This window comes from Halomonas sp. KM072, assembly GCF_050710315.1.
Classification (GTDB): Bacteria; Pseudomonadota; Gammaproteobacteria; order Pseudomonadales; family Halomonadaceae; genus Vreelandella; species Vreelandella hamiltonii.
In genome coordinates this window covers 2031434-2046259 of the sequence record NZ_CP136132.1, presented here as the reverse complement: position 1 = coordinate 2046259, position 14826 = coordinate 2031434, and the positions used below count along the sequence as shown (strand labels likewise).

The following is a 14826-nucleotide window of genomic DNA, read 5'->3' as shown; positions in this document are numbered from 1 at the left end:
CAAGGCCCTGACTGTCAGCAACAAGAAGATGATGCACGTGACTTATGCCTAATACACACCCTCTGGACGTGACCGCGACTCTGCATGCAGGCATGACGCGTCCTGGTATGCCCGAGTACGAAGATGACCTGGCCGTACAGCCCGCCGAGCCTGCGCTGGCCCAGCCGCCTCTGTACAAGGTGGTGCTGCATAATGACGACTACACGCCAATGGACTTCGTCGTCGAAATACTGCAGGGCTTTTTCAATATGGATAATGAAAAAGCCGTACAAGTAATGTTGGCGGTGCATACCCAGGGGAAGGCAACCTGCGGCATCTTTACCCGCGACATTGCAGAAACGAAGAGTTATCAGGTGAATGAGTATGCCCGTGAGTGCGAGCACCCGCTGATGAGCGACATCGAGGCTGCGGATTGATCATGCTGCACCGCATGCAGCGTTGAAAAAAAGTAGCCTTGGGGCTTGCAACCACACCATTTGTACCCGATGTTGAAAGTGCCGGTCGATTAAACTGATCCGACGCAAGCCCTAGGTGGCGACATGCCCTAGGTAGTAGCGAAAAGGGGACTGCCATGCTGAGCAAAGAACTTGAACTGACCCTGAACACGGCCTTCACCGTGGCTCGCTCGAAGCGCCACGAATTCATGACCGTCGAGCATCTGCTCCTGGCACTGCTGGACAATGCCTCGGCGGTCGATGTGCTGAAGGCGTGCGGGGCAAACCTCGACAAGCTGCGGTCCGATCTGCAGGATTTCATCAACTCGACCACGCCGCTGATCCCGGAAGGGCAGGGCGATCGCGAAACGCAGCCTACGCTTGGTTTCCAGCGTGTGCTGCAGCGTGCCGTATTCCACGTCCAATCCTCGGGCAAGAGCGAAGTGACCGGCGCCAACGTGCTGGTGGCGATCTTCTCCGAGCAGGAGAGCCAGGCGGTCTATTTCCTCAAGCAGCAGAGCGTTGCGCGGGTAGATGCCGTCAATTACATCGCTCACGGCATTTCCAAAGTGTCGGGCCACGGTCCATCGCCATCACCTTCTTCACAAGAGAGCGATGATGCCGAGGAGGGCAGTGCCGAAGGGGCGGCCCATCCGCTGACCGGCTATGCCACCAACCTCAACGAGCAGGCGCGCCAGGGCAAGATCGATCCGCTGATCGGTCGTGACCACGAGCTCGAGCGCGTCGTGCAGATTCTGGCCCGTCGTCGCAAGAACAACCCGCTGCTGGTGGGTGAGGCGGGCGTGGGCAAGACGGCCATTGCCGAAGGGCTGGCCAAGCGTATCGTCGAAGAAGACGTGCCGGACGTGATTGCCGATGCCGTCGTCTACTCCCTCGACATGGGCGCGCTGCTGGCGGGTACCAAATACCGCGGCGACTTCGAAAAACGCTTGAAGAGCCTGCTGGGCGAGCTGCGCAAGCAGCCGAATGCCATTCTGTTCATCGATGAGATTCACACGGTGATCGGCGCAGGAGCAGCGTCCGGTGGCGTCATGGATGCCTCCAACCTGTTGAAGCCGCTGCTCTCGTCGGGCGAACTGCGCTGCATCGGTTCGACCACCTTCCAGGAATTCCGCGGCATCTTCGAAAAAGATCGTGCCCTGGCGCGTCGCTTCCAGAAGGTCGATGTGCTGGCGCCCTCGGTGGAAGATACCATCAAGATCCTCAAGGGGCTGCGTTCGCGCTTCGAAGAGCATCACGAGCTGAAGTACACCGACGGTGCGCTGGAGAGTGCCGCTCGTCTGGCGGATCGCTACATCAATGATCGTCATCTGCCCGACAAGGCCATCGATGTCATCGACGAGGCTGGTGCCCACCAGCGCATGCTGCCGCCGGAAGTGCGTGCCAAAACCATCGATGTGGAGCAGGTCGAAGCCGTGGTGGCATCAATTGCCCGCATACCGCCCAAGAGCGTGTCGAGTTCGGATCGTAAACTGCTCGAGAAGCTGGATCGCGACCTGAAAATGCTGGTATTCGGCCAGGACGAAGCCATCGATACGCTGTCGGCAGCCATCAAGCTGTCGCGCGCCGGGCTGAAATCTCCTGACAAACCGGTGGGCAGCTTCCTGTTCGCTGGCCCGACCGGCGTAGGCAAGACGGAAGTGGCCAAGCAGCTGGCGCACATCATGGGGATCGAGCTGGTACGCTTCGACATGTCCGAGTACATGGAGCGTCATACGGTGTCGCGTCTGATTGGCGCACCTCCCGGCTACGTGGGATATGACCAGGGTGGCTTGTTGACCGAGGCCGTCACCAAACAGCCGCACTGCGTGCTGCTGCTCGATGAGATCGAAAAGGCGCATCCTGAAGTCTTCAACCTGCTGCTGCAGGTCATGGATCACGGTCGCCTCACCGACAACAACGGGCGCGAAGCCGATTTCCGCCATGTCATCCTGATCATGACGTCCAACGCAGGGGCCGAGCAGGCGTCACGGCGCTCCATTGGCTTCCAGAGTCAGGATCACTCCACCGATGCCATGGAGGTCATCCGCCGTACTTTCTCGCCCGAGTTCCGCAACCGCCTGGACGGCATCATTCAGTTCCATGCTTTGCCGACCTCGGTGGTACGCAACGTCGTCGACAAGTTCCTGATCGAGCTACAGGCGCAGTTGGACGAGAAGCGTGTGCAGCTGGACGTGGACGATATCGCCCGCGACTGGCTGGCAGAGAAAGGCTATGACCCGGACATGGGTGCCCGTCCGATGGCTCGCTTGATTCAGGAGAAGCTCAAGAAGCCGTTGGCCGAGATGATCCTGTTTGGCGAGTTGGCCGAGCAGGGAGGCATCGTACATGTCAGTCTGGAGGAGGGGGAACTGCATCTCTCCACCGAGACGGAGATGGCGGACGCGCCCTGACGGGCGCGGTTCCTACGACACGCAGCGCCCTGTCTTCGACGGGGCGTTGTCGTTTTTAGCGAGCGGCGCATTACGGTAAAGCGCGATGCAGTACGGCACTATACGGCGCTACCGTGGCAGTACGGCAAGTGCGGTACAGCCTGCAGAGAAAGGCAGGGGGATAAAGCGCAGGCAAGAAACTGCGTTGCCTGCAGGCGATTAGCGCGAGCGATAAACGATGCGGCCTTTGGAGAGGTCGTAGGGCGTCAGTTCAACCTTGACCTTGTCGCCGGTCAGGATGCGGATGTAGTTTTTACGCATCTTGCCAGAGATGTGGGCAGTGACCACATGGCCGTTTTCCAGCTCTACACGGAACATGGTGTTGGGAAGGGTATCGACAATAACGCCTTCCATTTCAATATGATCTTCGCGTGCCATATTAGGCAGATCCTCACTTTTTTACGTCGTGGTTGGTCAGAAATACACTCATCGCGCATCGGCAAACGCCGAGGCGCTCAGGAACAGCGCTATATTGTGCCGTAAGCCTGGCGTCAAGGCAAAAAAGCTGGCCTGTTTAGCGAATCAAAGGCCGCCAATGACGCCCGTCCAGCACCTCGATGGGTGAGAATGCCTGCTTGTAGCGCATTTTGCGGCACTCCTCGATCCAGTAGCCCAGGTAAAGGTGCGGCAACTGTCTGCTTTCACAAAGCGCGATGAGCTGCAGGATGGCGTAGGTACCCAGCGAGCGTTTCTCCAACGCGTCATCCACTTTGAAAAACGTGTAAATGGCCGACAAGCCGTGCTCCAGCTGATCGAACGCGGCCACGGCCACCAGCTCATCCTCGAGGCGCAGCTCCATCAGATGGGCGTAGGGCTCCTGCAGCGTCAGGAAAGTACGGTACTGGTCACGACTGGGTGGGTACATGTCGCCGTCGGCATGGCGCAACCGAATGTAATCGGCGTACAGCGCGTAGTGGCCGGGGTCGAAGTGGGCGGGCATGACGCGCACCGTGATATCCGTATTACGTTGCCAAACCTTGCGCTGGGTGCGGTTGGGCTTGAAGCCGTTGACGGGAATGCGCACCGAACGACATGCATTGCAGCCTTCGCAGTGTGGGCGGTACAAATGTCGCCCGCTGCGACGAAACCCTAGCAGAGATAGCGAGTCGTATACCCCGGGTACAGGCGACTCCTGTGGGTCGAGAAACAGCGTGGTCGCTTCCTTGTCGGGAAGGTAGCTGCAGGCATGAGGAACGGTCAGGAAGAAGCGCAGATCCCGCACGGGGCGGCGAGGAGCGTTACTACTCACGGCTTGCCTCCTTGAGTGGACAGTGACGCCGTCATCTCGCCTCGATGGCATTCGGCAGCGCATCAAGCCAGGGCGAGGCGGGCACGACAGGCGTCTGATCAGGGGTTGAGGGTAAGCAGAATGTTTTTTCCGGTAACCACTGTTCAAGATAGTTGATGAACGTGCGGCGAGCGACTGTTGTTGCGCCCAGGCTGGCCAAGTGGGGGGTGTGCATCTGGCAATCGATCAGCTGGCCGCCATGGGACTGCATGGCATATGCCAGGTGGGCGAGAGCGATCTTGGAGCCATCGGGCATGCGTGAGAACATGGATTCGCCGAAGAACACCGGCCCCATGGCCAGGCCATACAGGCCACCCACCAAATGCCCGTCCTGATGTACCTCGATGCTATGGGCGATGCCCAGAGTATGCAGGGTGTGATACGCATGGCGCATCTCGGCGTTGATCCAGGTGCCGGGTTTGCCCCGGCGCGGCGCCGTGCAGGCATCCAGCACGGCTAAAAAGTGTTGATCCCGCGTCACACTGAAGCCACCATGGCGCAGGCGTTTAGCTAAGCTGCGACGTAGCTTAAACTGTGCAGGCAACAGCACCATGCGTGGGTCCGGGCTCCACCACAAAATGGGGTCGTCATCGCTGTACCAGGGAAAAATACCCTTTCGGTAAGCCTCGACCAGCCACGCTGGTGTAAGCTCTCCACCGGCAGCCAGCAGGCCGTTGGGTGACGCCAATGCCTGCTCGGTCGACGGGAAAAAGGGGGTTGGCGAGGAGAGCCAGGGTAGCATCGCTTGCTCCTGTGACAAGTAGCTTGATTAGAAGCGCTGTGACGGCGGAAGGATGCTCGGTATGATGCAAACTCGCAAGTGGATTAAAGACACCAATGTGGTGTAAAGGGAGAATCGCTTGAAAGTAAATAAGGCGGTAGACAAGCGAACGCAGCGTAACGCGCGCCAGTCACCATCTCGTTCATCGACGCGTGTCACGGCTGCAAAGGATAAGGCGCGCCGGTTCGGCTTGCGCCTGCAGGGCTCGGTACGCGAAGGCGTGGTGGTGGTGATGCTGGCCATCTGCGTCTTCTTGCTGTTATCACTGTTTAGCTATCACCCGGCCGATCCGGGTTGGTCCTACCAGGGCCCTGAAACACAGGTGCGTAACTGGATGGGCCCGGTTGGCGCCTGGCTGGCCGATGTGCTCTATTCACTGTTGGGGGCCAGCGCTCTGTGGTGGCCAGGCATGTTCGGTTATTCGGCCTGGTGGTTGATGCGCTCGCGCCAGGTGCGTTTCGAGCTGGATCCGGTGGCCATTGCCGTGCGCGCGGGTGGCCTCGTGTTGCTGATGTTTGGCACCACCACGCTGGGCGCACTGCATTTTTATCATCCGAACAGCATTTTGCCCTACGCCTCTGGTGGCATTCTGGGAGAAGGGCTGGTGGGTACGCTGAAACCGCTGGTGGGCAGCGGTGGCGTGGGCTTGATTGCTGCGGCGCTGATCCTGATCGGCTTTCCCCTGTTCAGCGGTACTTCCTGGCTGCAGGTGGCCGATGAAGTAGGGCGCAGGCTTTGCCGAGTGGGTGGCTGGTTCGGTGCGCGTCGTGCCAAAAGCCGCGAAAAGCGTGCCGAGCGTGCTGCCGTTCGCGCGGCAGGAAAAGCCGCGGCCAGCAAAGTGAAACAGCGCTCCTGGGTCGAGCCTAGCGATACCAGTACCGACCCAGAACCCGACCCGGACGATGCCTTCTATGCCACGCCTGAACCACAGGGAAGCAGTGCACCCATTTCAGCCCGCCGTGGCGATGACGAAGTAAGCGAGCGCTCACCTGCTCCGCGTCGTGAGCGCCGCGAACCCAGTTTTACGGCAACGGCTCCCGATAGCGATACCTCCATTCCTTGGGAAGCAGCGGCCGTGTTGAGCGAGCGCCATGCTGCACCGTCGAGCGCCCCATCGGCACCGAGCCCCGAGCCTGCTTCCCAGGCGCCTGTTGCGCCCGTGCAGGAAGAGGCCGCTCCCGAGGCCACAGTGCCTGCCAAGGAGCTCGTCAAGGAGCCGATCGAGCCGCCTCGTGAACCAGTGATGTCGTTTTCCGCCACGGAGAAGCCGTCTGCCGCGCCGCAGCCGACAGCGCCCGCTCAGCAGCCATCGGCTTCTTCCGAGCCCGTCAAGGCGCCGCGAGAGCCGAGTTTGCGCTTTGCAGAGCCGGAAGAGGCTGACACCTCAGCACCCAGCTCAGAGGTTGACGAGCCGACAGTCGATGAACCCGTTTCTGAAGGGACGCCGCTGAGAGCTTCCCGAGAAGACGATGCCGCGATGGCCGCGCCCACGTCGCTGAGCGCCCGCGACCCGGACGATGAGACACGTCAAAAGGCGCCTCTGGCCGTCGTTCCCGAACAGGTGGCTGCTTCGACATCGGTTGAATCGGTCCCGGTGCCCCTGGCGGCGGAGCCACGCCGCGAGCGGGTGCCCGAAGTCGTGCCCGAGCCGATATGGGACGAAGATGACGAAGAGCTGCCCGTCAGCCCGGCGCCGATAGCCACAGGGCCACGCCATGAGCCAACTCTGGCGGCAGATACGCCGCCGGATGCAGAGCCCGATCATGGCCCTACGCTGTGGACCGTCGAGCATCTGCAGAGTCAGCGACCCAGTTTCGAGACCCAAGATGAGCCCGAGGGGGAGGTGCCCAGCCTGCAACTGCTGACCCCGCCCGAGCCCCATCAGCCCAACTATACCGACGAGCAGTTGGCGGACATGGCCGAGCTGCTGGAAGTCCGGCTGCGTGAATACGGGGTCAAGGCAGAAGTGGTGGACACTTGGCCCGGGCCGGTCATCACGCGTTTCGAAATCAAACCCGCCGCTGGGGTGAAGGTCTCCAAGATCAGTAACCTGGCCAAGGATCTGGCACGCTCGCTGATGGTGAAAAGCGTGCGCGTGGTCGAGGTCATCCCGGGTCGTCCTACGGTCGGTATCGAAATACCCAACCCTCATCGGGCCATGATTCGATTGCGCGAAGTGATCGACTCCGACCGCTACCAGCAGGAGAGCTCACCGCTGACCATGGCCCTTGGCCAGGACATCGGTGGCGGTCCCGTGGTCGCCAATCTGGGCAAGATGCCGCATCTGCTGGTGGCCGGTACCACGGGGTCGGGTAAGTCGGTCGGGGTCAATGCGATGCTGATCTCGATGCTGCTGAAGGCCAAGCCTGACGAGCTGAAGCTGATCATGGTCGACCCCAAGATGCTGGAGCTGTCGGTATACGATGGCATACCGCATCTGCTGGCCCCCGTGGTGACGGACATGAAAGAGGCCGCCAACAGCCTGCGCTGGTGCGTGGCGGAAATGGAGCGTCGTTACAAGCTGATGGCTGCCATGGGAGTGCGCAACATTGCGGGCTTCAATGGTCGGCTGGACGAGGCCGCTCGCGCCGGTGCCCAGGTGGCGGACCCCCTGTGGGAGCCGGAGCCCTGGGAGATGCACCAGACGCCCCCGATACTGGAAAAACTGCCCTATATCGTGGTGGTCATCGACGAATTCGCCGACATGTTCATGATCGTGGGCAAGAAGGTGGAGGAGCTGATTGCCCGACTGGCCCAGAAAGCACGGGCGGCCGGTATCCACCTGATTCTGGCCACCCAGCGCCCCTCGGTGGATGTGGTGACGGGCTTGATCAAGGCCAATATTCCCTCGCGGATGGCGTTCCAGGTATCGTCACGAATCGACTCTCGCACCATTCTCGACCAGGGCGGTGCAGAGAGCCTGCTGGGGCATGGCGACATGCTCTACCTGCCGGCCGGGTCTGGCCCGCCCAATCGTGTCCATGGCGCGTTCGTGGATGACGACGAGGTGCACCGGGTCGTCGATGACTGGAAGCGACGCGGTGAGCCGGAGTACATCGACGAGATTCTCTCGGGCGGTGTCTCTGCCGACGCGCTGACGGGCCTCGAAGCCGAAGGCGTGGAGGGCGACGATGCCGAGCAGGATGCGCTGTACGATGAGGCGGTCCAGTTCGTCACGGAAACGCGCAAGGCGTCCATCTCGGCGGTTCAGCGCCGTTTCAAGATTGGCTACAACCGCGCGGCACGCCTGGTGGAAGCCATGGAAGGGGCGGGCGTGGTCTCCTCCATGGGGGGCAACGGTTCCCGCGAGGTGCTGGCGCCGCCGCCGGTGGGCCATTGAGCCATCGGTATTCGTCAATCATGCAACAAGCGTGAAAGTCGCGCCGCAGGTGCAACCCTGCGGCGTCTTTCGCGTCTGAATGGCATCAGGAGCAGCGCTTGCTCCGTGCCTCATCCGCTTTTGGCAATGACTGCCTAGGGAGAATCACTATGCGCGAACCTACTCAACGTCGCTCGCCTGCATTGGCATTGGCTGCTAGCGCACTGGGGCTTACCTTTGCCGCACCCATGGCCTGGGCCAACGAAGCGGCCGAGCGTCTCACCGAGCGTCTCGACCCTCTCGAGAACTACCATGCCAGCTTCGAGCAGCGGATTCTCGATGGCAGCGGCCAGCGCCTGCAAAGTGCTCATGGCGAAATGTGGCTGTCACGTCCTGGCTTGCTGCGCTGGGAAGTCGACGCTCCCTATTCGCAAACCGTCGTGTCCGATGGGGAAGACGTTTACCTGTACGACCCGGACCTGGAGCAGGTCACCGTTCAGGCCATGGATGACCGTGTCACGCACACGCCGGCGTTACTGCTTTCCGGAAGTGCCACCGAGCTGACGGCCAGCTACGACGTGTTCTACGAGCAGCAGGATGGCGATGACGTCTTTACGCTGATTCCCACCTCTGCCGATACGCTGTTCGAAGAGCTCAGCATGGTGTTCGACCAGCAAACCCTGACCGAGCTGTGGATGATGGACAGCACCGGGCAGCGTACTTCGATCACCTTCAGCGATATCACCCGCAATGGCAGCATCGACCGCAGCCTGTTCGACTTCGACATCCCGGACGGCACCGATGTCATCCGTGAAGAGTGGTAGGCAGCGTGCTTTCTGTTTAAAACGCTCTTTTCGCTCAGCGTATCTCGATGAGCGTATCTTGATCAGGCACCCTCGGGTGCCTGATCTGCTTGTTGGTCCTGCTGTGCTCGCCACGCCATGATCTCGGCAAAGCGCTTCTCCTGACCCAGCTCACTGGGTTCGTAAAAGCGGGCGGCCGGTATCTCGTCTGGCCAGCAGTCGTGTGCGCTACCGGCCGGGTAGCCGTGGGGCTCGTGATGGGCGTAACGGTAGCCTTGCCCATGGCCCAATTGCTCCATGAGCTTGGTCGGGGCGTTACGCAGATAGCTGGGGACTTCCAGCTGAGGCTGCTGTGCCACGAACTGTCGAGCACTTTTCCAGGCTTGGTCGATCCGGTTGCTCTTGGGGGCCACCGCCAGGTGAATGGCGGCATGGGCAATGGCGCGCTGGCCTTCGTAATCACCCAGCCGCAGGTAGGCATCCCAGGCGGCGATCACCAGTGGCAGCGCCCGTGGGTCGGCATTGCCCACATCTTCCGAGGCAATGGCCGTCAAACGGCGCACGATATCCAGCGGGTCACCGCCTCCCTGAAGAAAGCGCGCCATGTACAGCAGGGCGGCGTCCGGGCGCGATGAGCGAACTGACTTGTGAATGGCCGAGAGCAGGTCGTAGTAGGCATCCCCCTGTTTGTCGAAGGCGCTGGCCTGATGGCCCACCACGTCGGCCAATACCGCTTTACGCAGCACTTCATGGTCTTCGACGGTGTCGGTGAAGTCGCAGGCCGTCTCCAGTAGCCCCAGAGCCCGCCGGGCATCGCCAGCGCTGGCGTGGGCCAGCGCTTCCAGCACCCCCGATTCCACCTGAATGCGCCGTTTGCCGAGCCCTCGGCTGTCGCTGTCGAGAGCCTGCTGCATCACCTGTATCAGCTCTTGCTGAGAGAGCGATTTGAGCACGTAGACCCGAGCACGAGAAAGCAGCGCCGAATTCACTTCGAAGGAGGGGTTTTCCGTGGTCGCGCCGATCAGGGTCAGCAGCCCTGACTCCACGTGGGGCAGCAGCGCGTCCTGCTGGCTCTTGTTGAGCCGATGAATCTCGTCCAGAAACAGCAACGTGGGTGTTTGCCGCTGGCGGGCGCCGTCGACCACCAGCCGAATCTCCTTGACCCCGGCCATCACGGCACTCAAATGCTCCAGGTGCGTGTCGGAGGCGCGGGCCAGCAGTTCGGCCAGGGTGGTCTTGCCCACGCCGGGTGGCCCCCAGAGAATCATCGAGCGAACGACACCCGATTCGGCCATGCGGCGCAGCGGCTTGTCTGGCCCCACCAATGCCTGCTGGCCAACGTATTCGTCCAGCGTCAGGGGGCGCATGCGGTAAGCAAGCGGTGCCTCTTCGGTGGAGTGAGTATCAAAAAGATCCATGGCAACTTCCGTTGTAAATCGTTACGTTGAACATTCAACGCTTAACAAGTGTCTGTGGTAAAGAGCGCTGCGTCAGGCTACCTTTTGGCGTGACTGGGACGTTCGGCGTTGGTTGGTCAAATCCCCAGGCGCAAGACAAGGATTAACGCTAGTGTAGTAGAACCCTGCTCATGGTCGCGTACCTTGGCTTCTGTAGGGGAGGCATGAGGTATGACACTTATCAAAGGAGACGGCACGATGTTAAACCAACTGCGTCTGGATCATGCCAATATGGCGCGCATGCTGCATGTGCTTCAGCTCAGGCATAAAACGCTGGCTGACGGAGAGCGCCCGGATTTTCAACTGATGCGTGAAGTAGTCGACTACATCTTGTCTTACATGGATGGTTTTGCCGCACCTCTGGAGCGGATCTGTGTCGAGCGGCTACAGGTTCAAGCGCCGGAGCATCAGCCGCTGATGACCCAAATGGCCGATGACTACCGTGAGCTCAAGCCTCGGTTGATGCGCCTGTCCCATGATATCGACATGATCCTCATGGACAACATTCTACCCATGGACCGTTTCGCAGACGACCTGAAGGCGTATCTGGAAGCGCACCGCGCCTATCTGCGCCACGAGCGGGAAGGGCTGTTCCCGCTGATCGACCAGCACTTCACCTCCGACGAGCTGGAAGAGCTGCGCCAAGCACTGCCGGATGGCGCGGAGCAGGAGCTGGAACGTCTCCAATTGGCCTACCCTGACCTTTACGCCGAGTTGCGCGGTGCCGAGGTGCCCTCGCTGTAATTCCTGCGTTGCCCCCTTCAGCGCTGGACGGGGCGTGTTAAACTAGCGCCCCGTTTTGATCAAATTGCGCGTCAAACCTCGGCCTTCCAGGCCGGGGAAGGATAGCGCGAGGCGTGCAGCGCCTCTTGGTTGACAGGCTATATTTACCGCGCTAGATTAAAGTCATGATGACCGTACACCGCGCCTACCGTTATCGTTTTTATCCTACGCCTGAGCAAGCCGATCAGCTTGCCCGGACGTTTGGCTGTGTGCGGTACGTCTACAACCACTTCCTGCGCCAGCGCACCGATGCCTGGTTCAAGCGCCAGGAGCGCATGGGCTACAACGCCACGGCCAAAGCGCTCACCAGCCTCAAGAAAGAGCCGGACACCGCCTTCCTGGCCGAGGTGTCCAACGTCTGCTTGCAACAGTCGCTCCGGCATCTGGATCGGGCCTTCAGCAACTTCTTCAAAGGCCAGGCGCGGTATCCCACCTTCAAGAAGAAGCAGCGCAAGCAATCGGCCACTTACATGGCCAACGGCTTTCGCTGGCGCGACGGCAAACTGTGGCTGGCCAAGCAAAAAGATCCGCTGGCTATCCGCTGGAGCCGGTCTTTTTCCGGCACGCCGAGCAGTATCACGGTGAGCTGTGACACTGCTGGCCGTTACCATGTCAGTTTTTTGGTGGAGGAAGCGGCCACACCGCTGCCGGTCACCCCCAAAATGGTCGGCATTGATCTGGGGCTGACGCACCGCGTCATCACCAGTGACGGCGACAAAATCCCCAACCCGCGTTTTTTGCGGCGCACTGAGCGCAAGCTGGCACGGGCGCAACGGAACCTGTCGCGTAAACAGAAAGGGTCGCAGAACCGCGCCAAAGCGCGTCATCGGGTCGCCAGGGTGCATGCCAGGCTGGCCGACCAGCGCCGTGACGCCACCCACAAACTTTCCACGCAGCTTATTCACGAGAACCAAGTCATTGCTGCCGAGAGTTTGCAAATTAAGAACATGGTCAAAAACCGCTCACTGGCCAGGGCCATCAGCGACGTGGGCTGGCATCAGCTCACCCAACAACTGACGTACAAGGCCGAACGATACGGGCGTGATTTCGTCCAGATCGACAAGTGGTATCCCAGCTCGAAGCGTTGTTTTCACTGTGGTCATATCACCGAGAAGATGCCACTGAACGTCCGCACCTGGGGCTGCCCTGGCTGTGGCACCCAAGGCATTGACCGCGACGTAAACGCTGCCCGCAACATACTGCAATCGGGCAAAGCCATTCTGGCCGGGGCTGACAAGCTTCGCCAGCATGAGAAAACTACCGTGGGGCTCACGGGAGGTTAAGCCTGTGGAGCGTGTGTAAGACCTGAGGTGCTATCACCAGGGGCAACGGGCTGCGAAGCAGGAACCTGGAAGGCAACAACCAGGGAATCCCCTTCCTTTCCGTCGTCAGACGGCAGCGCAAGCTGAGGGAGGGGAGGAGGTCAATATCTATGCAAACGTTCATGCAAAGAGGGTAGTGCAGGGTGGGCAACGTATCCCCAATATCGATTGATCGGCCGGATAACCGCTGATGCCAGGCCCCGTACTGGTATTCGACTCTGGTGTGGGCGGGCTGTCCGTGGCTCAGTCGCTGCGTCAGCACTATCCCCATGCCTCGCTGTGTTACGCCTGCGATAATGCCTGGCTTCCTTACGGTCTGCGCGATGACGTCGTGCTGGCCAAACGCATCGTGACCGTTTGCCAGGCCGCCGTGGCCGCCTGCCAGGCCAGCGTGCTGGTGGTGGCGTGTAACACGGCCAGCACGCTGGCGCTGGAAGCGTTGCGTCAGGCGCTGTCGGTGCCGGTCATTGGTACGGTGCCTGCCATCAAACCCGCCGCGCAGGTCAGCACGACGCGCCATATTGGCCTGCTGGCCACCTCGGCTACGGTCAACCGCCCCTACACCCAAGGATTGATCGAAAGCTTCGCCAGCGACTGCCGCGTCACGCGGCTGGCGGCAGACCCGTTGGTGGTGGAAGCCGAAGCCTGGTTGGCAGGCAAGCCGCTGAACGCCGCCCGCATTCAGCAGGCGCTGGCCCCGCTTTGGGAGGCGGCCCAGGCGCCCCCTGCCCTCGATACCGTGGTATTGGGGTGTACGCACTTTCCGTTGCTGCAGCCGCTGCTGGTGTCGCTCTCCCCCGTGCCGCTGGCCTGGGTGGACTCCGGGGACGCCATCGCGCGGCGCGTTGGGCAGGTAGCCGCCACGCTGATCAGTAGCGTGCCGGATGGCCGTTGCTTTACCACGGCGCCCGCCGCTGCCCTGGCCGATGGCATGGCGCGGTACGGTTTCAGTGCCCCCCAGCTGCTCGCGCTGCCCGACGCTGATTAACGGCGAACCGCTGCCGCTAAGTTCAATTTTCCAGTCAATAGGAGCCACCTTGGCCATCCCCTCCGTCGATCCGGCACGCTACGCCGAACAGCTGGCTGACAAACAAGCCTACGTAGAACAGATGTTCGCGGACTTTGCGCCGCCTGGGCTCGAAGTGTATCCCTCGCCCGCCAGCCATTACCGGCAGCGCTGCGAGTTTCGTATCTGGCATGAAGACGATGATCTGTTCTATGCCATGTTCGAGGTCGATCCTGACAACCCCAAACAGAAGCGGGTCATTCGTCTGGACCAGTTTGCCGTAGCCAGCGAACGCATAAACGAGCTGATGCCGCAGTTGCGGGATGCCTTTCTGGCCAGCGATGTGCTGCGCCGTCGGCTGTTTCAGGTGGAGTTTCTGACCACGCTGTCAGGAGAAGCGCTGGTCACGCTGATTTACCATCGTCCGCTGGACGACGCCTGGGAAGAGCAGGCGCGCGCCCTGGAAGCCGAGCTGGGCATCATGATCATTGGCCGTTCGCGCAAACAGCGCCTGGTGCTCAGCCGTGACCACGTCTGGGAGCGTCTGGAGGTGGATGGTCGTACGCTGCACTATCAGCAGGTCGAAAACAGTTTTACCCAGCCCAATGCGCATATCTGCCAAACGATGTTGAGCTGGGCCCGTGAAGTGACGGCCGGACGTCAGCAGGAAGACCTGGTCGAGCTTTATTGCGGAAACGGCAACTTCACCATTGCGCTGGCGGAGAATTTCCGACGCGTGCTGGCCACGGAAATCTCGCGTACCTCGGTGGCCAGTGCCAATGTCAACCTGAAAGCCAACGGGATCAACAACGCGCACGTGGCGCGCATGTCGGCAGAGGAGTTTGCGCTGGCGCTGAAAGGCGAAAAAGCCGGACGGCGAGTGGCGGAGATGGGGCTGGACGATTACCGTTTCTCCACCGTGCTGGTCGACCCGCCCAGAGCCGGGTTGGACGAGCAGAGCTGCGAACAGCTCAGCGAGTACGCGCAAATCGTCTATATTTCATGCAACCCGGTCACGCTTGCCGACAATTTGGCGCAGCTCACCAAAACCCATCAGATCGAGCGTTTTGCCTTGTTCGACCAGTTTCCGTTTACCCATCACTGTGAGTGCGGAGTGCTGTTGACACGGCGTAGCGCTTGAGCGCAAGTGTCATGGGCCGCTTGTCAATAGTGCTTATGA

General features: G+C 60.8%; 12 protein-coding genes. 8 read left to right on the top strand and 4 right to left on the bottom strand.

The annotated features are described in order from the left end of the window. Nucleotides 1-92: 92 nt before the first annotated feature. Both clpS and clpA read left to right on the top strand, forming a co-directional pair. Nucleotides 93-416 carry an ATP-dependent Clp protease adapter ClpS gene (gene clpS / locus RVM26_RS09695; RefSeq protein WP_498941725.1) on the top strand — a complete coding sequence of 108 codons (324 nt, stop codon included), beginning with the start codon at nt 93-95 and terminating at the stop codon, nt 414-416. Between the two features lie 155 nt (nt 417-571). Beyond that, nucleotides 572-2848: an ATP-dependent Clp protease ATP-binding subunit ClpA gene (gene clpA / locus RVM26_RS09690; RefSeq protein WP_039176236.1), complete on the top strand. Its 2277-nt coding sequence runs from the start codon at nt 572-574 to the stop codon at nt 2846-2848. A 198-nt stretch (nt 2849-3046) separates the two neighbouring features. On the opposite strand, the gene infA is transcribed toward clpA, so the two are convergent. The 3 genes from infA to aat all read right to left on the bottom strand — a co-directional run bounded on the left by infA (nt 3047) and on the right by aat (nt 4917). After that, nucleotides 3047-3265, bottom strand: coding sequence for a translation initiation factor IF-1 (infA, locus tag RVM26_RS09685; RefSeq protein ID WP_007111068.1), 219 nt, complete (start codon nt 3263-3265; stop codon nt 3047-3049). A 136-nt stretch (nt 3266-3401) separates the two neighbouring features. Beyond that, nucleotides 3402-4136 carry an arginyltransferase gene (locus RVM26_RS09680; RefSeq protein ID WP_039176223.1) on the bottom strand — a complete coding sequence of 245 codons (735 nt, stop codon included), beginning with the start codon at nt 4134-4136 and terminating at the stop codon, nt 3402-3404. Between the two features lie 31 nt (nt 4137-4167). Further along, entirely contained in the window at nt 4168-4917 is a 750-nt protein-coding gene (aat, locus tag RVM26_RS09675; RefSeq protein ID WP_498938379.1) for a leucyl/phenylalanyl-tRNA--protein transferase, read from the bottom strand. A 118-nt stretch (nt 4918-5035) separates the two neighbouring features. On the opposite strand from aat, the gene RVM26_RS09670 reads away from it, so the two are divergent. Both RVM26_RS09670 and lolA read left to right on the top strand, forming a co-directional pair. Then, a complete protein-coding gene (locus RVM26_RS09670) occupies nt 5036-8296 on the top strand; it encodes a DNA translocase FtsK (RefSeq protein WP_498938377.1) in 3261 nt (1086 codons plus the stop codon). 149 nt (nt 8297-8445) lie between these two features. After that, entirely contained in the window at nt 8446-9099 is a 654-nt protein-coding gene (gene lolA / locus RVM26_RS09665) for an outer membrane lipoprotein periplasmic chaperone LolA (RefSeq protein ID WP_016914486.1), read from the top strand. A gap of 62 nt (nt 9100-9161) precedes the next feature. Here lolA and RVM26_RS09660 read toward each other — a convergent pair whose 3' ends face one another. Beyond that, nucleotides 9162-10496, bottom strand: coding sequence for a replication-associated recombination protein A (locus tag RVM26_RS09660; protein WP_287807199.1), 1335 nt, complete (start codon nt 10494-10496; stop codon nt 9162-9164). Between the two features lie 237 nt (nt 10497-10733). Between RVM26_RS09660 and RVM26_RS09655 the strand changes: the two genes are divergently transcribed. From RVM26_RS09655 to trmA, 4 genes are all read left to right on the top strand, one after another. Beyond that, on the top strand, nt 10734-11279 hold the full coding sequence (locus tag RVM26_RS09655; RefSeq protein ID WP_039176212.1) for a hemerythrin domain-containing protein: 546 nt from the start codon (nt 10734-10736) through the stop codon (nt 11277-11279). A 164-nt stretch (nt 11280-11443) separates the two neighbouring features. Next, nucleotides 11444-12601 (top strand): RNA-guided endonuclease TnpB family protein, encoded by a 1158-nt coding sequence (locus tag RVM26_RS09650; protein ID WP_498938374.1) that lies wholly within the window; start codon nt 11444-11446, stop codon nt 12599-12601. 229 nt (nt 12602-12830) lie between these two features. Next, a complete protein-coding gene (gene murI, locus RVM26_RS09645; RefSeq protein ID WP_287807427.1) occupies nt 12831-13628 on the top strand; it encodes a glutamate racemase in 798 nt (265 codons plus the stop codon). A gap of 49 nt (nt 13629-13677) precedes the next feature. Then, the gene (gene trmA / locus RVM26_RS09640) at nt 13678-14787 is read left to right on the top strand and encodes a tRNA (uridine(54)-C5)-methyltransferase TrmA (RefSeq protein WP_498938372.1); all 1110 of its coding nucleotides are present in this window, start codon (nt 13678-13680) and stop codon (nt 14785-14787) included. Nucleotides 14788-14826: the final 39 nt, after the last annotated feature.